Raw genomic sequence first — 20,172 nt, forward strand, 5'->3', positions numbered from 1 at the left:
GTGTAGCTTGCCAGCGGGTTTTGTATATTTTGACACTAGGTTTTGTACCAATTTATTTTTTTTCAGATGATTTTTAAGGGGTTCTCAAAGGGTCTTCAAAGGCCTTTCAAAGGGTGTTTTAAGATTCGTAATTTTTTGTAAGAATCTATGGTTTTTTTCTTTTCAATCATCGGATCATCATTTTGAGCTCAAGCGGATTTTTCTGAGAGATGAGTATGATCTGTTAAATCACTAAAGCATGTAAAGTCAGATTGGAAAGCAAGAGGGACGATTCCTGTTGGACCATGACGTTGCTTGGCTATGATAACTTCGGCTTTGCCCTTGGCTTGCTCCATTGCCTCTTTCCATTTGTGATATTCAAGCGTGCCTTCTTTGGGCTCTTCATTGTTGAGATAATATTCTTCACGATAAACAAACAACACAATATCGGCATCTTGCTCAATTGAACCTGATTCCCGTAAATCAGACAATTGTGGACGTTTATCTGTACGGTTTTCAACTTGTCGTGATAATTGTGAAAGCGCAATGATGGGAATATTGAGTTCTTTTGCAAGTGCTTTAAGACCCATGGTGATGGCTGTAATCTCTTGAACGCGGTTTTCTAAAGAACGCTTTGAACCGCTTGTCATCAGTTGGATATAATCAATGATCAAAACATCTAGACCATGTTGTCGTTTAAGACGCCTTGCACGCGCAGCCAATTGTGCAAGGGATACAGCCCCCGTTTGATCGATATAAAGAGGAATGGTTTGAAGGGAACGCGTCATATGAACAATGTTTATAAACTGATCATCAGAAAGATTCCCTCGCCGTATATCAGAAGAAGAAACCTTCGTTTGTTCTGAGATCATGCGGGTTGCAAGCTGTTCTGTTGACATTTCAAGAGAGAAGAAACCAACAATCCCCCCTTCACCTTCTTTTGTGTTGCTATCACACTTGCAAGCATTGGCAATGTTAAAAGCAATATTGGTTGCAAGGGACGTTTTCCCCATACCGGGGCGCCCTGCTAGAATAATCAAATCAGATGCTTGCAACCCACCCATTTTCGCATCAAGGCTTTTAATATGGGTTGCCATACCAGAAAGCTTTGAAGAACGCTGTTTCGCAGCACTTGCCATGTTAAGTGCCTTTGTAATGGCGGTATTAAACTTTTCAAAACCACCCTCATATTTGCCCTTTTCGGCTAATGCAAATAACTGATTTTCAATCGCTTCAATTTGTTGTAAAGGACTAAGTTCTAGAGGAGCATCAAAAGATCTATTCACAATTTGAGTGCCAAGATTAATTAAAGAACGCCGAATAAACAGATCATAAATGACGCCCCCATACTCTTGAGTATTGATGATTGTGACTGCTTCTTTGGCTAAACGCACCACATAATTAAAAACTGTGATATCTCCAACTTTCTCATCATTTGCAATAAAGGGCTTCATGGTAATGGGATCTGCAACTTTTCCCTTTTGAACAATTTGTGAGATGATATCAAAAAGCCTTTGATGAAGGGCTTCAAAAAAATGTTCTGCTTTGAGAAAATCAGCAACGCTCTCAAGCGCATTATTATTGATCATGATTGCCCCAAGCAACGCTTGTTCTGCTTCAATATTATGGGGCAGTTGCCGAAAAGAAGAGGCAAAAGTATCTCTTGGGTTTTCTGCTTCTAATACATTTAATTTTCTCATGCCTCTTTTCCTTGATTTGGTGCCTCAAAGGTGATTTCTGTGGTGTATCCGCTTTGCTTTTCATAGCGATGGGTCACGGTTGCCGCATGCCATGAACCATTGATCTCTCTACGGAACCCTTGCAATAGCAGTGGTTGACCCGCCATGATCTCAGGGCGCCCCTCAAGGCTTACAGAACCACTGCCCATCGCGCGGCAAAGACGTTCCGACTCAGAGGCTGCTGCTGCTTGTGCTTGGCTCTCACAGGGGTAGCAGGTTCGCAGACGACGCACCGGACCATGATACCCCGTGTGATGTTTGACAGAATGCTGTTGCCCTTTTGCGCGATCAAAATAAGAGGCTTCAATGGTGCCGTATTGGGTACGCGGCTCGAGACTAAATTCCCAATGGGAACAATCCTGTTGATGAATTGTCTGGAGAGGAAGATTGTCCCCGCTTAAAAATAAAAACTTATTGTCTTTGATCAAAAAACGCGCCTGCATCCGATCAGCAAGGCGGGTTAAAAAATCAATTGCCGATTGATCCGTGCGCACCACATAAGGCAAGGTTTGTTTGGTGAATTGGGGACTGACCTTTGCTTGATAGCCATGACGTTTGGCAAGGGTCTCAACAATCTTGCCAACGGTTTGATGGTCAAAATGTTCGCTCACCTGTTCTTTGATCTCCGCACGCATGGAAGCGCTTTTGCCACAAAGGCGTAAAATCTCTCCATCACTGCCCCCACAACTTATCACCGATTCCACAACAAAACGCCCCATAAAGGCACGAATGCTGTCTTGATAACCAAAGGTGACATGGAGTGCACTGCCCGCTGCTGGAACTTCTAAATCATTGCCGCTATCATCAAATTCTGCTTCAAAGCTATCGGCTTCATTACTCGTATTGTCCGTGATGGTTGCCGTTAAAAGACGCTGGTAAAAAACCTCATGAACAAGTTTATCCCCCACCCTTACCTCAATAAAGGGATATGTGCGCATTAATCCCATAGCCGTTTGACCACACTGTTCTTTTCGCATGAGACAAATTCAGGCAAAAAGACTTTTAAGCCCCGCGGTAAAAAAGCCCCATATCCCGCAATCTCTGGATTAGCCTCCAGCGTGGCTTCTAAATAGCCTCTCAATAAACCCGCTTGCCGCCGGTCTCCTAAAACAGACAAGACATGCTGATAACAAATGAGGTCTAAACTCATATCCTCAAGCTCGACCACAATCTGCTTTGCGGGGATCTTCATGGGGTATCCTCCTCTTGTCCCCCCTGATATTGCCCTATTTGATATTGACCTTGCGGCTTTCCCCCATCAAAAAACGGTAACAGGCTTATGGAATAGCGAATGCGTCCCGATTGACCAGAGCGGTTAATGTAATCATGGTCTTTACGAATATGGGTAATCACGACTAAACCATGCATCAAAGCACTATAACTATCATCACGCATCCAACGGATCATCTGAACGGGTTTTGCAGCCCGAATGGTTCTGGTGATGGCATCAATGGCCGCACGGTCTCCAAACTCTTCTGGAAACAACACTCCGTGGAGGGTTTTAGGGTCATTGCCATAGCCGGTAAATTGCAAACCAGGGGAACGGCCAAAACGTTCTAAGCAAACCCATGAAGCAGAAAACTCTTCCTCAAAAGATTGGAAATTCAACCAGTCCACATAAAATTGATGCGGTCCTAACATCAGCAAAGGATCTTGCATGCTCCATCCCCTCTCATTCTATTCCCTTCATTCTATTGTCTCCATTACTCTGTTCCGCCGTGCAAGGCATTGGCTCCTGCCCGTTGCAAAGCATGACGAACCGCATAACCGGTTGCAACAGGATCACGTGCGCCATTGACATGCACCGTGACATTTTGATTGTGCGTAATGGGGACGCGCTCTTTCTCTCGCTGCTCTGTGAGAGGGGCATTGTCACGCCCTGCGCTTGCAAATTGCACAAGTGGTTGGATAGGCGTTTTGCCTCCCAAAAAACTTGGCAAATAATCTCTAAAATCAATCGACCCAATCCACCCCTTTATGCGGCGAGGCAAAGATTTACAAAAATCTATCAATTGTGAGATAGACGACATAAAGCCATCGACAATCGAATCTGCTAAATCTTCTCCAGCTTGTTCCATATCAGCCTTGGCACTCTCAGAGAGCTTTTCGCGGGTAAAAAAGCCACAAAGCCACCCCCAAAAATTGGAAAGGCTTTGTTTAATCCCATCCCACACATTACCAAACCACTTGGAAACAGAGGCAAGTCCCTGTTTAAGCTTTTGCCAATGGTGAGAGAAATCAAAGGCAGCAGCAATGATGTTTTTCCAACGGGTAATGGTACTGGTATCGGCACCAAAAAAACGCATGACGGCTTCAAAGGCTCGCCCAAAAGCACGTGTTATCCCCCGTGCAAAGCCCTTTATAAAAGAAGAAAAACGATCCCAATATTTCCACAAAATAAAACACTGAGCCAATATGACAGCTATAGCAGCAGCAACCGCTGCCCCGATTGGCGAAAAAACAGCCCCAACAACAGAGGCAATGCCAGCCCCAACCACCTCGATCGCTGTCCCTATCCAACCAAAAGAGGCAGCAAATGCTGTACCTGAAATTGCAATCCCCCGCAACGCGCCCATCAATAAAGTCATAGGGCGCAAGAGTCGCAGTGAGCTTGCCCCAAGTCCTGCAGTAAGCAAGCCCAGTGAACGCCCTGAAGCCAAGAGCCCGCGCCAACTGGCTTTCAGCGCACCGCTAACAGCCCTCATCTTGATAAAAGAGCCGATTAATTGAAGAACCCCAAGGCGGGTACCCGCCATGGTAAAACGCACAACCCGCAAAGCAATATTAAAAGCCATGAGGGCGGCAATGGTTTTGATGATCACACCGGTTAAAACAGGGTGTTCATTAGCCCATGCCATCAGCACGTTTAGAAAACCACCCACACTGGCCATTAAACTGTTGACATGGGGCAACAACACTTCACCGATGGTCACCCCTAAAGCCACAACGCGGTTTTGTAACAGTTCAAATTGCCGCATGGCACCGGTTGCTTGTTTGTCTGCCTCTTGTTCAACAGAGCCTTTAAAGATTTTTGGGTCTTCAACAAACTTTAAGGCTTGTTGTAACAGTTCGGGGTTATTGACTAGTTTGGCAAAGTCTCCCGTAAAATCGCGTCCTGCAACGGCGATCAGAGAATTCATGCCTTTTTCTGATTTGCCTAAGGCTTCAAAAAAGCGCACCAAGGTACCTGTGGCATCCTTGTCCAAATCTTCCATAAATTTTTGGCGGGAGAGACCAATATTACTGAAAGCATCTTCAATATGTTTTCCCCCTGCCCGAATACGCGCACTGATGGAATTAAAACCACGCGCTGCACTCTCTGGTACAATACCAGCAGAAATCATTGCCGTCCCAAAGGCTGCGGTTTCACGAGCGGTGAGTTTAAACATGGTTGCCGCACCGGTCGCCCGATTGGTAAAGTCTGTAACTTCACTTGCCTTTGCCGCCATGTGATTGGAGAGATGATTGATGGCATCGCCTAAATCTTCAATGCCTGCCTGATTAAGCTTAAAGACATTGCGCAATTTGGCAAAGCGTTCCCCAATCTGGTCCCCCGTCATATCAAAGGCAACGGCGGCTTTGGCGGCATAAATACTAAAAGCCTCGAGATCTTGTTCACCAATGCCTGCTTGGCTGGCACTGGTCATCAATTCTAAAACTTCACGGGCGGCGAGAGGAATCTTTGTTGAGGTTTCCAAAGCAAAACGGCGCAATTCTTTTAAACGATCAAGGGGGGCATCCAGAACCTTTTCCAAGCCCTTCATTGATTGGTCAAATTGCATGGCTTTATAAAGAGGGGCGATTAAGGTTGCGGTTTGAGCAACAGCCCCCACCATACGCCCACGCGCATGGTTATAAGCATTTTGCGCATTTTCTGTCGCTTCTTTTAGATGCTTAGGGTCAAACCACCCTTTAAAATGCTTGCGTGTCTGGTTTTTGAAATGCGCAATATCAAGGCTAAAGGCTCTGAGGTCTTGCTTGGCAGAAGCGATCCCTTCTTGGAGATGATTCACAAAACGGATAACAAGGGAAACATCCATGATTGCCTCTCATCCTAACATTTGGCTTTCATATTCTTGTTGTTTCAAGCGGGCTAATTCTTCGCGGTAGGCAATGACGTCCAGCCAATCCATCTGATTGATCTCTAGAGCCGACCAGTGGTAATAAAGGGCTAGTTCGGCTCCAAATTGTCCGGCATAGAGGATTGGAGTTTGGGAAAAAAAGCAAAAAAAACCTTAAAAACAGCCACAAGATCAAGCAAATCAAGACGATTAATCAATTCAACGGATTCATGAGACATCTCTGCCAAAAGTTCAGCGATTCCTTCCATGGCTTCATGGGTAAGTAAAGTCTCACAAAGCTTGAAAATGAGAACATCATTGCTCAAGGGTGTTTTATCTTCTTCTAAAGCGGGGAGAATGAACTTTGCCAACTGTGGTCCCATTAACACGGCTAATTGGCGTGCTTGTTTGAAGTTTGGGCGATAAAAGGTCAATTTGTGTTGTGTGGCTTCTTTGCCATCCTTGTCTTGATAGACAAGGGGAACCTGCAATTCCACAGCGACACTTGTTTGTAAACTGGTCATGATCAATTCCTATAAATTAAGTATAGCGCGGCGGCGCCCACCGATCTCTTGTCCATTGCGCACCAACCAACCGCCTCGTTTAAAGGAAAAGCGGTGCAAAACAGAACCATCCCAAAATTCCGTATAGTCCCAAATATTTTTGATCTCACAATCATAGCCTGTGGCTTTTCCAGCTGTTAAGCTTTCGCTATCAACTTTGACCAAACGCCCCGTGACATCAATGGAATGTTCATGCTCGCGTCCATCTTCTTCAGACACCACATGTTTTTTGCCGGTAAATTTATGACGAACCCCTGGAGAACCACCAAAAATGCCGATGATTTCGGGGGTATGGCTGTGGATCTTCATTTGTAAGCTTAAAGCTTTCACACCAAGACCACTGACATCAATTTGCATATCAGAGCCACCAGGTTGATAGGTTTCGGTGATTTCTTCCAACGTTGGAAGTTTGAGTGTTTCAAGATCAAGATGAAGGTTTACATCATCATCAACAATCAGGGTAAAACCACGAACAATTCTTAAAGTCATGCGTTACTCCTTGCTGCTTTGCGATAGGTATCAAGCGTATCACCAAAAGTATGGGTCATTTTATTTTGGATATCTTCAGAGAGCCGATTAAAGTAAGCGCCATTGCGCCGGCTTCCAAAGCTTAAATCTTCGAGAGGGGGGACTTCTTCTGCATCAAATTCCACCCGCAGTTTTCCCAATTGCAAATTGCTGTTGGAATTCAAATCACGGTCAAACCAAACCCGCCCCCCTAAAAGGGCACCACGGACAATCATATCATCAAGAAACTGTGTAAGGCTGCGGGTAATGGCAATCACATGTTGACCGGTCAGGTTTTCGTCATTGGCCCAAGGGCGCAAATTGTTAATGATGGCCTTTTCCAAGGCGGCGCGGGTACGCACCACATTGACAAAGCGCCAGAGTGGATCACTCGAGGTGGTGTGATTGCCCCATAAAATGCGCCCATTGGCAGACGGTTGTCCTTGGGAATTTTGGCTAAGGCGGGCTGGAATAAAGGTGGCGATATCGGCTTGATTGAGACGATTAGCCTCATGATCAATTTCCCCATCAAAATAGCTAATGGGGCGTGCTGTGCCTAAAATACCTTTGACATCTTGATTGGAGGGTGACCAAAAAACACCCCCTTTTTGTTTGTCCCGTTTGATAAACATAGCGGCTGCAAAGGGGCTTGCCGGTTTAATGCTAAAGCCCCCCTCAACATTTGCTACACGCACAAAGGGGTCAATGAGATAACAAAAGCGTGAAGAGAAATCCGCCCGAAAGGCAAGGCTTTCTTCCGTATTTTTGCCTCCCGTATCAAACACGGCAATGGCTTGTAGCTTTTCGGCAACCTGCTCTAGAGCATCTGCTAGTGGATTTTTAGCATTATCAAGCCGCCCTGCACTATAAGCTGGTGCTAAGAGAATTCTAGGCTCCACACCCAAATGCCCCCGTGCATGTTTTAGCGCATGAACACCAGTTAAAGCAACACTTGACCCTACCATTTCGGTTTGTGTTTCAGCAATAGTGGATTTTTCTTCCACCCGCACAAGGATCACTTGTGCCTCAATTCCTTGTGCACGCACGGCATTGATAACATCAAGGGCTGTGCCTTTTTGCCCAAGCTTTTGGATTTTCTCTGTCTCATGGGTAAAGACCAACACGGGCTCATTAAAGGGATAGATCTGTGCATCCGCATCAGGGGCTGTAACAACCGCCCCAATAGCGGTTTGGCTAAACATCTCTAAGGGGCGAGACGCTTGACCATCCTCAATGAGACGAATACCATGATTAAATTCTGTTGCCATTTTGCTCTCCAAATCAATGAAGAGACACTAACAAGTAACAGCATGCTTCATAAGCCTGACAGTGTCAGTCAAAAAAGCCCTTTAAAAGGGCTTTGAAAGAGCGATAAAAAGACTTAAAAACATACAAAGACTGTTTTATACAACAACTATCCATTTGAATTGCGCTATCTTTGGTTTTGTATTTATTCTTTCCATAATCTTATAAGAACAGCACCATCAGCACCAGCACCGCTTGGATAAAGGTAATAGCGAGAGCCAGCACCGCCACCCCCAAAACCACGCCCTGCTTTTCCTGAAGTATAATCTTCTTTCCCACCACTTCCAACTCCACCACCCCCACCTCTTGATGTATCACCCCCAGCATCACCGCCATTTCCGCTTACGCCTTTTCTTCCATTCGTTCCAGCATAACCATTGCCGCTTTTGGCAATTCCTGGATGTTCGTCTGTTGCTAAACCAAAATTTCCTCCCACGCCTCCAGCACCACCAGAACCTAAAGAATGAAGACCACTGTAGCCACCATTTCCTCCTGTAGCAGTGATAAAATTTTTGCCAACGGTTGTTGTGCCTCCAGAATTTCCTGTCTTACTAAGTTCTGAAACAGAAGTCCCTCCTTTACCAATGATGATATCTTGATGACCGTTTAAACTGGCTTTATAGCCATACCATACGGAACAACCGCCGCCACCACCACCACCACCCATATATGGATTATTAGTTGCACCACCACTACCGCCACCGCCCCAGGCTGTAATTTCGACTTTGGTTTTATCCGTGACCCAATCGGGCCATTCAATTTTTCCGTTCTGCGTATAGAGCAATTCAGCATCAGCAAGAGCCGGCCAATTTGTGATTTTATCGGTCAAATCTTTTTTAAGACTCTTTATCTCTGCCAAAATGGCGGCATCTACTTGCGCCTTGGTATAAACAACATCACCATCGATTTTCAGGGGTCCTTTAAGCGAGCTTCCGCTTGTGCTTAAATTTGTCACCACTTCACCATTATGGATAAGATTCAGTGATGAATTGTTCAGCAGTTCCAAACCACCACTCATGGTGACTTTGCTGGTAAATTTATTGTAGCTTTGCCATTCATTGGCTTGTTTTAAGCGCCCATAGCTGGTCAGATCTTCATTAATCTTAGCTCTAAAGTCATCAAGTCCTACAATATCTTCTGTTTTATGTTGATGGGTGCCTAACAGCGATATCGCACTGCCAAAGGTAAAATTATTGTTGCCTGATTTATAAAGCACATAATTGTTGGCGGCATCTTTTTCCCCCTCGATATCGCTTAAATCGGCAAAAGTGAAGGTTTTATTCGCTGCCATTTTGCCATTAAGGGCTGTTTCTAGCCCCGTCACATCACTAATTGTATGCTTATGTTGTAAAGGCGCTTTTTCGTTTGTCTTTTCTTCAACTTCTATAAGGGCTTGATCAAGTTTGTTGAGGTTATCGCGTAAAATGGGGAATTCAGAACTGATAAAGCGTCCTTCTTGAGGCAATTCCATGTCGAGTTTTTTAGTTTTTGTCATCTCTCATTCTCCCATTATATGATACCGGCGCCAAAATCACACACCATGGACCGTGCCGCTGGTCCACCGGTAAGGGTAAGTTTAAGGCGCGCATGTCCTCCTGTTTTGTCACTGCTAATAAACTTGCGCTCTGTCCAAAGGGGTTCAGAAAGCTGTTCTGTTTCATCGAGTTTTAAAGGGGTAAAAGCACCATCATCCAGTTGCATCTCGAGGGTTAAGCAAGAACCACCTGGTAAAAAGCTTTTGATATAGCTGGTTAATCTTGCCTTTTCCCCAAAGGCAAAAGCTCTCGTGACATAGGTTGCTGTTTTATGAATCTTTCCTGCAATCAATTGCACGGGAGCAAATAACACCGGCGAGAGCTTTTCTGTACCTTTGAGAATAGCGCGAAGCTTGACTTTTTCACTGATATATTCGGTTAGACTGAGCAATTGAAAGGGCAACAATTGATAAACCGTGCCATTATTGCGTTCAATTTCAAAGATGACAGAACAATCGCTTGAAGGCAATTCAATGGCTGCACGGATTTGTAAATCAGAACAGTCCACAAGATCAAAGCTGCCTAAATCCACTGTTTTTTCTGTTTGCTTGTAGCGGGCGGCCAACACCCGAAAGGCTAAGGCTTCATCTTGGTGCGCGCTCCAGCTTTTTGCATTCACAGAAGAAAAGCGTGGACCCGTCACATAAGGGTGACTGGAAACATACCTTTGATGTTCTTTATCAAAATCCCCAAGTTTGGCAAGTGATACGGAATGATCACCATCATCGGTCTTAATGACAAAGGCGGTCAAACGATCATCGGGCACTAACAAGGGTACAGCATAGCGTGCGCTCGCCCAGCCCGTTTTGGCGCCCTTCATGGAATAGGAGGTTTGGGCTTGAATATCAGCGGTAGGATAACCGTTTTCAGTGGTCACCAAATCAATCACCAGATCATGGGCTTGATTGCCAATTTTACAAAGATGAAAGTCAATGCCGGTGATTTGTCGTGTTTCATCGGGGGTAAAGACTTGTGCTTGCGGATCATAGGCTGTCCATATTTTTACCGTGGTGGTGCGCCGCATGACTTTTACATCAATCACGCCTTGTCCGGTAAAAAGCCCCATTGCAACCGTTCCACCTTTGCCCCGTGCAATCACATTCTTTGTCCCAGCGGTAATGTCTTTAGGAATGATAAAGGTTCCTTCTATAATCCCCTTGGCATTGGCAACAAGGCGGCTTTTGGGTAAAACACTCACACCATCAAAGCTAAGGCTTTCCAAGATTTCCCCACTGCCAAAACCTTCAATCTTAAAGTTCAACGGAATGGGTCTTAAAAAGTCAATTTGCTCTCTCGTTGTATTCACCAAATCATCACTAATTTCTGTTTTGCGAATGCTTCTCCCACGGTTCCAACCCATATTGAGTTGATTGGTGACACCAGAGAGCCAATCAGTGCGTTCAACATGCCAAAAGTCTGTTGCGGGGGTAAGGGTGACGGTTCCAGGGAGAGGGGCAAAATTTTGATAAGGATTGATTTTTTCACAAGCCGTTGTCAATTCTTGCGCAATGATGACTTCATTGCTCCAATCAAGAGTGATAGGTGAATTCAAGGGGGCAGTATAAAATGTTGGGTCAATTGCCAGCTGTAACATGCCATTGCCAACCGCCCCTGTTTGTTCAAAACCTTCATCGCGATAACTGTCATCGAGAAAAGGATCTGCAAACATGCCTTTTTTAGCAACGGGTTCTTTAGAATCCACATTGCTTTTAATGCGCTCTAGTTGCATCAAGCGGTCAAGGGAGAGTACGCGTTGAAAATAGCGCCACATCTCATCATAGGGGGCAACGCGCGTGCCATCATTGACCACACGCGGTACATCCAGCCAATTATTGCTAATGGTTGCTAAGGACAACACATCTTCGGGAACACTTGGTGCCATGGGTTGGTCTGCCGAAACCCCTTTGATATAGACCACATTGCCCCCAGTATTGAGACCAATCCGGTCAATGCGGGGGAGTTTATAAGAGTAACGTACAATAATATCACCTCCATCAGCACCCCCTGAGACAGTGATTTCTTCTGTTGTCACTTTATCTGCTTGCACACTTGCACGGTATCGATAGGTCACTTTATAGCTGCTACCAGGAAGGGGTTCATCGCCAGCGAGGACCCAATCAATGGTGTCTCCGGTCTTTTTAAAGTCCTTGCCTTCTTTAAATTCTTTGTCTCCTTGCACAATTTTAAGAAAAGCGGTGATGCTTTTATCGGGAACACCATCACGCCCAGATGTAATAGCCCCGCGCGTGATTGTAACGGTTTTTTCTTTTGTGAGTAAAATAGAATGAACAGCGGCAATAGGGGTGTAATAGGGCTTAAAGGTAAAGCTTGTTTTTTTGCTTTGAGGCGCAAAAATATAGGTTTCGCTAGGGATCTCACTCGTGGAAAAATCTTCCATCTCTTCATGGCGCAAAGCGGCTAGACGCTTGCGTTTAAAACCATTGATATTGGCTTCGCCTTCTTGGATTGTGAACACTTGCTTTTGTCCCTCTCTGCCCAAAGCTGTGACACGGCAACCATTCACGATATAATGTCCATGGGCGCGATCATAGGTCGCAATGGCTTGCATGGCCGGTTCAAGTAGAGAGGGGGATTTCTGATCAATCAAAACACCATCTTGTAAAATATAAACCGGAAAAAATGCGCCTTGCTGTCCATCATCTTTGAGAGCCCAAACAAGCTTTGCCACCTCGCGCGCAGCACCAGGCTCTCCTTCGGCTAAAGTGCCTGGAATTTGCCCCAAGAGCTTTGGATCATCTTCATGCGTTACCCATGTTTTTTGGAGTTTTACACCGATTTCTACGCGTCCAATCATAGAAACATTCTCTAAGACGGCATTTAAGACGGGAAAGATATCACCGGCGATATAAATCTTGCCCTCGGTTAGTGTCACCGTCTTTGTGTCTTTATTGACAAAGGCATCCGCCCGTTCAACGCGGTCTCCTTCTTTGGCCACAAGGCGCCCCAAACGGTTATGGCGCCCTTTGATAATGGTTTGCATTTCATTGAGTTCAGCCGATTGCAGAAAAGGGCGCTGTCCATAAAACACAACGCTTTGTTGTTCCTCGCTGTCGATAGATCTGTCAATTGCAAAGGGCAAGCCACTTTCATGTTTCATGTTAAAACCTCAATAAAATCTTGAATTGTTCGCGAACATCTGCGCGCAAAGGAATGTTGATCGGTGTTTTAAGAATCTCCACACCACCAGTGAGTTCATTGGCGTCACACCAAAGTTTGCCAAGGGGTGTCTGTTCTGCAAGATTGCCATGAACGAGGAGGGAAACAGAGGCGGCGTGTTTATCCTCAACATCCTTAAAATCCGTGCGCGCGGCAAGAAACAACAGAGTGCCTGTTGGGCAAGGGTTAAATCTGTTGCCACAATGGCTGTAGATGCCCTCAACCGCTTGTTCAACGGGTTGTACAGCATAGCAGCGGCGATAGCCAATCAGAACGTCGTCTTTATCTCTTAAAGTCAAATAAAGTGTGCGGTTTTTAAACCACTTTGCCATTAATATGTCGCGTTCATGTTTTTTGACAGAACACCAGGGAAAATTTGCAAAATCCCATGGATAATCAATTTGATCCCAACTTAACTCCTCGTCCGCATCATCAATCCAGTTGCCAATGCGTTTGCCTTCTTCTTTTGTGAGAACATGGTTGATTTCTGTGGTGCGTCCAAAAGAAAACAGCGTATCTCCAGCGGTTAAGCGGATACCACTCTCAAAATCCAGCATGCTGTCATCAAGCCGTGACATATTGGCTTGCGTAGCCCCCACATCATAACCCGTGACACCGCGGCGAAAATCAGAGCGCAAGCTTTTGGAAAGGTCCACAATCGCTTCAATCGCCTCAAGATCACTTCGTTTAGGCAATTGGTCAAATTCAAGTTGAAAAGAATTCCACCACGCCCGCTCTGACCATGCGGGGGTGAATTGTACTGAGAGTCCAAGCCATTCAAGCCCCTGATTAATGGCAGCGATAGAGCCACGAATATTTTGCCATTGGAGCCCTTGGTCAATCAAATCATAAGAATTCGAGAAATAGGGCGTGAGTTCTTGTAAACCATATTCGTCAATTAAAGAGGGCAACCAAGAAGGAGGACGGGTGATCAATTTGGCACGGGGAATATCTTCAAGCGCCCTTTTGACTTGTGGGGAAAAAGCCATAGCTTGTGCAAAACAGCGTTCAAACAAGCTTGAATTGGGGGGCAATAACAACGCAGACATCAATAAGCATGCCCCCGTTTTGACAAAGCAATTTCCCCTAGCGCTACCGCCTCATGCGGGGCAACCAGAATATCTTCCCATGGTTTTGTAATCTCCACATGATGCACACCTTCAACCATGAGGCGACTTAATATCCAACTTGAATGTAAATCACGCCCAAGCCTGCCCGTGCGCGCCCATTCTTCTCTTAAATTCTGTTCTGCCCTTTCTAAAAGCTGTTCTCCCTCATCGGGTAACAACCAAAGGTCAGCCGAAATATCGATCACGCGCTGTACGGCACTTTTGACCAAAAGGGTATCATTGGTCATTTTAACATGGGGCTCGTCAAGGACTCTTTGCACCTTGGCAATCAAAGTCTCATCAGCCACCCCTGAAGGGCTATCACTAAACAAAGCCACATGAATAAGCGGGCTTTTGCCCACACGATAAACAAAAGCATCTTTGACATGGATATCACTGGAGAGAGCAAAATATTGATAACGGGGCGCTGTCCCTCCTGTGGAATGCCCTTGCCGGCTCAAGCGAATGCGGCGGCGAAAACGCTCATCATCCTCATCTAAAAGACGTCTAACCCCATGGAAATCCCCCAAATGATCTAAACTTGTGCCATGTGCAAATTCCAGCAAATTATCCCGTGCTACTTCATTGATCCGCTGGCGCAACAGCAACTCTTCATAAGCAGCCGCTTGTAATTGAATGACCACGGGATCATAAGCGGTCTTCTCCACATTGTAAGGGATATGATGGGCAGCAAAAACATCCACCAAACGCGTGACCTTTTGCTCTAAAAGCCTTTCAACAGAAAGCTCTTCAATCACTTGCGGCAGAGGACGTTGTGTAAGGGATAAATGTTCAAGCTCTGCCATAGGAGACCTCTAGCGGAAATTGCCTTTCTTGCCCATGGGACCAATCCCCCAAATGCCCATTGGGATAAAAAATACCCCTTAAAACAAAGTGGAATGTTCCCTCACGCGTTGCCTTGGTCAGATCAATCCTCTGCAATGAGAACCCAGGCTCTCCGCATTCTGGATCATCAAGCGCGTAGGCAATGGCTTGATAAAGACGTAAAATCGTTGCTGGATTGGCATTGGCATCTTGGAAATCTTTGACATCACACCCATAATGGCGACGCAAAACCCGTGTTCCCACTCTTGTCATTAAACATTTATGGATAGATTGTTGGCAATGCGCAAAGCCATACAAAAGAGAGCCATCCTTTTCACTCACCCCACAACGCATGATTTAAGCACCCTTGGTTGTCTTTGTAAGAGAAGTCGTTGGGGCGGAAGATACGGGTTGAGCAGAAGAAACCGTTGGGGCTGGTTTTTCAGCAATCTGACCCAGAAGCAAAGGATATTTTGCCGCCTCTTCACTTAAACAAATTTCCTCACCCTTGCCCAGTGAACGTTGACCTGCAACAAAATCAGCATTGGTTAAAATAACATAAGTTTTCTCACGCATCATAAAACTCCTTTAAAGAGGGCTAGAGGTTGTGGAAGGACCCATTTTGACCCCACCGTGAACATGGCTTGCACCAACCGATTTTTGGTTGTGCTGTAAATCTTCTGCTTGAATCTGCACACTGTCCGCTAATTCAACACGGGTTGATTGGTGGCAAAGCATGAGACCTTTGGCGCTTAAACGGATTTGGTTTTCCCCATGGGAGAGAATAAGTTCATCTTTGGTCATCCGCAGAGCGCCTCCCGCATAACAAAGCGCAAACTCTTGCGGTGAGCGTGCTGGATTTTGTGCATCATCGCTATAGCTATCGCGCACTACCAGAGAGGCAGAGCCTATCTCACCATGGGGGTTTAACAAGCGTACCGGATCACCAACATGCAAAGGCATATTGCTAGAGACAGCACCAGCGGCTTCTTGTGCTTGTAGCCAAGGTGATAAAACCGCTTGCCCATTGGCACCTTTAGAGAAAAGTTTCACCCGCACCCTATGCCCATTAACTTCAGCCACCCGCCCCACCATGTGCTGGTTGGCAAGACAGCGTTCAAGCGCATCAAGACGCTTCATAATTTGCCGAAAGGTCTCGCCCAACAAATGTGCATCATTCATGAAGACACCTCATCATAGGAGAGTAATCCAGCTTTAAGTTGACTTTGTTCCGCATCCGCAAAAATATCTTGCCCCAACTGATGCAAATCTTGGCGCCATTCCACCACACTAATCGACACGCCCCGTTGTTTAATCGCCGCAGAGATAATGGGATCAATCGACACATCCCGCGGGGCACTCAAATGGGTTAAGCCCCATAATTGTCCGCTATGGCATAAAACCCCTATGGCTTCTGCTAAAAGCCAACTGGAAACATCACGCTCTTTGCCCGTGGTGATAATAAAAGCCCCTAAATGAAGTTCAGCACTCATCTGACCAGAAGCAACAGAACTCAAGCGCCCTTCTAACACCGCAACACGTATTGCTGGCGCAACAAGCATCTGTGTTTCAAGTTCTTCTAAATTAAAACGCCCAAATTGACAGGCACAATCGCGCACATCCGGCAAAGCGCTTTGAAGTCTCTTTATCACCGCCTCACGAAACGCATTAATACGCCCTGCTTGCTTGACCATTTGTCTCATGAAAACACCCTTCCCAGCCAATCTTCTGCCGCTTTGACAATTTCCACTTTATTGTGTTCTGAAAGCCCTAAATAGGGGCGCGCCGGCATGGTCACTTGCGGTACACAAACAAAGTGCTGTGCTTTGTTGCTTTTTAGGAAAAAGCGCAGGGTTTTACCATTTTTCGGGCGAATAACCCCACCCAATTGATGAATCCGTGCATAAACCAACCCAGAGCCAATCACCACCTTTTCTGGTGAAGCTTTCATATCAATAGAGCGTGATAACGCCCCACTGGCATAAAGAATGGAGGAACAAGCATAATTGTTTTTCCACTTCTCTCCTTGGGGGGAGGCCTTTTCGCTTTGAATCCGCCGCCTTGTGCTTTCTTGAATAAGGCGACCAACCCCTTGTGATAAAGTTCCCATTGGGGCATGAGCACTCTTTTGTAAAAAGGATAAAGCCGCTTCAAGCCCCGTCTCTTTAATCTCAATATGGGTTGAAACAGACATGTTATCGCCCCATCAAACGCGGTTGAGCGTGAAAAAAAGCCCCATCCCGCACGGGTCCATCTTCACTTATAATTTTGGGTTCATCGACCCCCAAACCCGCTTTGCCTTCCGCAATGCGTTTGAGCAAATCAACCGCCTGTTTGTAGCGATCTTCAATGGTTGTGGTCAGGGCCGTATGGCGTATGGCTAAATTATAAACCGCAATATTCACACAGATCATACCCAAAGCTGCTGGTTGTCCAGCAATGGGAACCAAGTAGCGACGAGACAGATGAGCATCCATCTCACCACTTGCTTGGTTTAGAGCAAGGGCAATGGCTTGATCTAAAAGCACTGGATCAGAATTTTCATCATCAAAAGCACATAAGTCTTTTAAGAAATCATCCCCCCAGAGCTCTTCAATCAATGTCTTGCTTGCATAGGCCATTCAATCTTTTCCTTAAACAACATCTTGCAGCAATACACCGGCATCTTTTGCGGCAACCAATTCGCACACCCGTTCACCCACACGCACCCGTTTACCACCCGATAAGCCAATATCTGGATCTTAGATCACCCCAGAGATACGCTCACCCAACTGTGCACTAAAGCCCCAACTGATGACAGAACCATCCGCCTGTTGCTTGGTGGGATCAATATAAAGCAGAGCAATCTTATTGCCCCAAACGCGTGCCAATTGGGCTGTGCGTCCTTTGCGGGCTAAATTGACTTGCGATTCACCGATCAATAACCGATGAGGGTCTATTTCCATCAGATCAGCAAATTGCGCTTTGGTCACAAATCCATCAGCAGTGCCACCCCCCTTAACCGCTTTGATAATTTTGGGGTGACGTTTGAGTTTTGACCAAACAACTTTTCCCATGACAATGGTGTTGGGTGTATAGACGAGAGCTTTATCCTTCGCCTCGTCTAAGACAGCATAAGGATCAGATTTCTCATAATCACTGAATTTATTCTCACCCTTAAGCGTCATCACCCGCTCTGGTGCGTAATTTTCACTCTTTTGCACAAGTTCTGCCACACGCACTTCACGCCCCAATTCCAGCAAATTAGCAAGTCCTTCCACGGCTGTCTTTTCAGGATTATAACGAGAGCGCTTTTCGGCTCGCGCGCGGGCTGCGGCTTCAATATCTGAATTGGGAATAAGATCATCAAGCCCGTAATCTCTCACACTAGCTTCCCGTTCAAAGGCGGAAAATTCCACCACATTCGGGCGTCCTTTACGCCCTATCTCCAGTTCAGGGACTGTAAAACTTTCCGCGAGGGGAAATTCACTATATTTAAACACTTCACTTAAAACACAAACACGCGGCAAAACTTTATCACCAATCAGTGAGCCTTCGGGATTGCGATAGCCAATAGCAATGGCGGTAAGGGTTGGATCAATGGGAAAAGGTCTGTTCATCATAAGCCTCGATTAATTAATTTTAAAAGAAATAATATCACCAGCAGAACCATCACTCATGGCAATACCAATGGTGCGATCTGCCGCTTCTGCCTTAATGGCGTGCCCCTTAGGGTCAGAGGTTAAAAAGTCACCAAAGGAAACATTGCCCCCACATATCACTTCCCCCCAACCGCATTGACCAACATCGATCATTTCGCCAGCCTTTGCTTTACAAGAGCCGGCAGTGCCCAAGAATTTATCACTCTTTCCAGAAGCTGTTGCCACCATTGCCTCACCGCGTGCTGCAATAATGCAATAAGGCGAGATCTCTGCAAAAGCGCGAAAAGATTTAATTAAAATCGTCGTACTCATAATGAACGCTCCTTGTGCTCATAAATATAATCAACCGCTTGGCTAATGGTGATGTCGAAGCCTTTTTGCTTCTGTTCTTCTTGATAATGGCGTGCGGCAAGGGCAATCTCTTCTGGCGCACGCTGTTGTTCTTGCACCAAGGCACATGCTTCTAAAGGACTTGTCGATGCCAGAGCCGGTAATTTCTCGATCAAACTTTGAAAATGTTCTATGCCCCCTTCAAGGCAACAAAGGGCACGATAGTCTTCCCGCGCAGCCGGCAAAATCTTGCCCTCTTCAACCGCTTTATCTAAAAGCCTCTCAATGGCGGTGTTTTTTTGCTCTTCTTGCAAAAGCGCTAGATCTTCACGCGCTTTTGTTAATTGGGCATTTAATTCCACCCGTTCTTTTTCGCGGGCTGCAATGCTTGCTAAAATTTCTACAGGCTTTGCATCTTCTGCCAGCGATAAGGCGCTCGCAATGGCTGTCAAATCCATTATTTCCTCCGTCAAAGTTGTTGGGGACACCACAAGAGGTGTCAAAGGGGGGGTTAAAGGCGGTGTTGAAGGGTGTTCACGGCTTAAAGCCGTCATCACAAGGGCGGGACGGTTCACCAACCCTGCCCCTGCCAAACTTAAAATCTCACCGCCTTTAGAATGACGAAACTCAGGGGAAAGATAACGATATTCCCCAGTAACAATCTTTTTAGCAGCCATATCGGTCCATTTAACACGACCCCAAATCGCACCATCCCGTTCTGTGAGTTCTTCAATCCAACCGCTTGCCGGCGCTTCTAAACCGTTTCTCGCTCTGTGATGTTGCCCATGCTCATAATCAATCACAAGCGGTCCTTTATTGGCTGCAAAAGCCTTTAAAATCCTTTGCGGACTATAATGCCATTGCCGTCCATCACGTGCCTTCACATGAGGTGCTTTGGGCAACAGCTCGACCCATTCCGGTGCTTGGCTCATAGTGAGATCTTGGCAAAAGTCAATAAACTTGCCATGAAAGGCACCGTCATAAACGCTCTGCCCTTCTTTATCATTTTCGTGAAATTCTTGTTCCATCATTGCCTATTGCTTTACAATTATCATTGGCAATACAATGCACGAAACCACCTCAGCTTATAAGTCTGACAATGTCAGTCAAAAGAGCACTTCAAAAGCACTTTTTTCCTCTCTTCTAGCTTATAAGAGAAAACCCAATGCCAAACCTTCTCATAAAATCGTTTTCAAAGGCACTTCAAAGGCGATAGAGCGCCGTTATAAGTTTGGAGGTACAAATATCACTCCACACAAAAAAACGCTCTCAAAGCGCGTTTTTTTTAAAGATTGCTCTTGAACGTTTAAACTGTTAGATTACTCGCGAGGCGTGAGCCAGTTATACCAGGACGGCTTTGCCGGATCTGCGAGGAGTTGACCGCCCTCCACGCCTTCTCAT

Annotated in this window: 20 protein-coding genes and 1 pseudogene; all 21 read right to left on the bottom strand. The window is 45.8% G+C overall.

What is annotated here, in order from left to right; all coding sequences use genetic code 11:
- Positions 1 to 188: 188 nt before the first annotated feature.
- The 21 genes and pseudogenes from AC6ER9_RS00005 to AC6ER9_RS00105 all read right to left on the bottom strand — a co-directional run bounded on the left by AC6ER9_RS00005 (position 189) and on the right by AC6ER9_RS00105 (position 19,799).
- A complete protein-coding gene (locus AC6ER9_RS00005; RefSeq protein ID WP_497074462.1) occupies positions 189 to 1,679 on the bottom strand; it encodes a replicative DNA helicase in 1,491 nt (496 codons plus the stop codon).
- Complete coding sequence (locus tag AC6ER9_RS00010) at positions 1,676 to 2,656, bottom strand: phage late control D family protein (protein WP_497075358.1); 981 nt, start codon at positions 2,654 to 2,656, stop codon at positions 1,676 to 1,678. Before AC6ER9_RS00010 ends, AC6ER9_RS00005 begins: the two co-directional genes overlap by 4 nt.
- The gene (locus tag AC6ER9_RS00015) at positions 2,656 to 2,910 is read right to left on the bottom strand and encodes a tail protein X (RefSeq protein ID WP_497074463.1); all 255 of its coding nucleotides are present in this window, start codon (positions 2,908 to 2,910) and stop codon (positions 2,656 to 2,658) included. Before AC6ER9_RS00015 ends, AC6ER9_RS00010 begins: the two co-directional genes overlap by 1 nt.
- Positions 2,907 to 3,377, bottom strand: coding sequence for a phage tail protein (locus AC6ER9_RS00020; protein WP_497074464.1), 471 nt, complete (start codon positions 3,375 to 3,377; stop codon positions 2,907 to 2,909). Before AC6ER9_RS00020 ends, AC6ER9_RS00015 begins: the two co-directional genes overlap by 4 nt.
- Before the next feature lie 44 nt (positions 3,378 to 3,421).
- On the bottom strand, positions 3,422 to 5,758 hold the full coding sequence (locus AC6ER9_RS00025) for a phage tail tape measure protein (RefSeq protein ID WP_497074465.1): 2,337 nt from the start codon (positions 5,756 to 5,758) through the stop codon (positions 3,422 to 3,424).
- A 131-nt stretch (positions 5,759 to 5,889) separates the two neighbouring features.
- A complete protein-coding gene (locus tag AC6ER9_RS00030; RefSeq protein WP_497074122.1) occupies positions 5,890 to 6,303 on the bottom strand; it encodes a hypothetical protein in 414 nt (137 codons plus the stop codon).
- A gap of 9 nt (positions 6,304 to 6,312) precedes the next feature.
- Positions 6,313 to 6,831, bottom strand: a complete 519-nt coding sequence (locus AC6ER9_RS00035) for a phage major tail tube protein (protein WP_497074121.1) — start codon at positions 6,829 to 6,831, stop codon at positions 6,313 to 6,315.
- Positions 6,828 to 8,117, bottom strand: coding sequence for a phage tail sheath C-terminal domain-containing protein (locus AC6ER9_RS00040; protein WP_497074120.1), 1,290 nt, complete (start codon positions 8,115 to 8,117; stop codon positions 6,828 to 6,830). The genes AC6ER9_RS00035 and AC6ER9_RS00040 overlap by 4 nt, the downstream gene beginning before the upstream one ends.
- A 182-nt stretch (positions 8,118 to 8,299) precedes the next feature.
- The gene (locus AC6ER9_RS00045) at positions 8,300 to 9,649 is read right to left on the bottom strand and encodes a Bgr_08870 family protein (protein ID WP_497074119.1); all 1,350 of its coding nucleotides are present in this window, start codon (positions 9,647 to 9,649) and stop codon (positions 8,300 to 8,302) included.
- Positions 9,650 to 9,663: 14 nt separating this feature from the next.
- Positions 9,664 to 12,807 (bottom strand): DUF4815 domain-containing protein, encoded by a 3,144-nt coding sequence (locus AC6ER9_RS00050; protein ID WP_497074466.1) that lies wholly within the window; start codon positions 12,805 to 12,807, stop codon positions 9,664 to 9,666.
- 1 nt (position 12,808) lies between these two features.
- Positions 12,809 to 13,915 carry a phage tail protein gene (locus tag AC6ER9_RS00055; protein ID WP_497074467.1) on the bottom strand — a complete coding sequence of 369 codons (1,107 nt, stop codon included), beginning with the start codon at positions 13,913 to 13,915 and terminating at the stop codon, positions 12,809 to 12,811.
- The gene (locus AC6ER9_RS00060; protein WP_497074468.1) at positions 13,915 to 14,781 is read right to left on the bottom strand and encodes a baseplate assembly protein; all 867 of its coding nucleotides are present in this window, start codon (positions 14,779 to 14,781) and stop codon (positions 13,915 to 13,917) included. The genes AC6ER9_RS00055 and AC6ER9_RS00060 overlap by 1 nt, the downstream gene beginning before the upstream one ends.
- Positions 14,768 to 15,154, bottom strand: a complete 387-nt coding sequence (locus AC6ER9_RS00065) for a GPW/gp25 family protein (RefSeq protein WP_497074469.1) — start codon at positions 15,152 to 15,154, stop codon at positions 14,768 to 14,770. Before AC6ER9_RS00065 ends, AC6ER9_RS00060 begins: the two co-directional genes overlap by 14 nt.
- Positions 15,155 to 15,157: 3 nt before the next feature.
- Positions 15,158 to 15,376: a hypothetical protein gene (locus AC6ER9_RS00070; protein WP_497075360.1), complete on the bottom strand. Its 219-nt coding sequence runs from the start codon at positions 15,374 to 15,376 to the stop codon at positions 15,158 to 15,160.
- Between the two features lie 12 nt (positions 15,377 to 15,388).
- Positions 15,389 to 15,982, bottom strand: coding sequence for a baseplate assembly protein (locus AC6ER9_RS00075; RefSeq protein ID WP_497074470.1), 594 nt, complete (start codon positions 15,980 to 15,982; stop codon positions 15,389 to 15,391).
- Positions 15,979 to 16,503 carry a hypothetical protein gene (locus AC6ER9_RS00080; protein WP_497074471.1) on the bottom strand — a complete coding sequence of 175 codons (525 nt, stop codon included), beginning with the start codon at positions 16,501 to 16,503 and terminating at the stop codon, positions 15,979 to 15,981. The genes AC6ER9_RS00075 and AC6ER9_RS00080 overlap by 4 nt, the downstream gene beginning before the upstream one ends.
- Positions 16,500 to 16,994 carry a phage virion morphogenesis family protein gene (locus AC6ER9_RS00085; protein ID WP_497074472.1) on the bottom strand — a complete coding sequence of 165 codons (495 nt, stop codon included), beginning with the start codon at positions 16,992 to 16,994 and terminating at the stop codon, positions 16,500 to 16,502. Before AC6ER9_RS00085 ends, AC6ER9_RS00080 begins: the two co-directional genes overlap by 4 nt.
- A 1-nt stretch (position 16,995) precedes the next feature.
- The gene (locus tag AC6ER9_RS00090; RefSeq protein WP_497074473.1) at positions 16,996 to 17,421 is read right to left on the bottom strand and encodes a gp436 family protein; all 426 of its coding nucleotides are present in this window, start codon (positions 17,419 to 17,421) and stop codon (positions 16,996 to 16,998) included.
- A 12-nt stretch (positions 17,422 to 17,433) separates the two neighbouring features.
- Positions 17,434 to 18,399, bottom strand: a pseudogene (locus AC6ER9_RS00095) (major capsid protein).
- Positions 18,400 to 18,411: 12 nt separating this feature from the next.
- Positions 18,412 to 18,753 (bottom strand): hypothetical protein, encoded by a 342-nt coding sequence (locus AC6ER9_RS00100; RefSeq protein WP_497074474.1) that lies wholly within the window; start codon positions 18,751 to 18,753, stop codon positions 18,412 to 18,414.
- Positions 18,750 to 19,799, bottom strand: coding sequence for a phage protease (locus AC6ER9_RS00105; RefSeq protein ID WP_497075363.1), 1,050 nt, complete (start codon positions 19,797 to 19,799; stop codon positions 18,750 to 18,752). Before AC6ER9_RS00105 ends, AC6ER9_RS00100 begins: the two co-directional genes overlap by 4 nt.
- Positions 19,800 to 20,172 lie beyond the last annotated feature (373 nt).

The sequence above is a fragment of the Bartonella sp. SL317 genome (assembly GCF_059687655.1).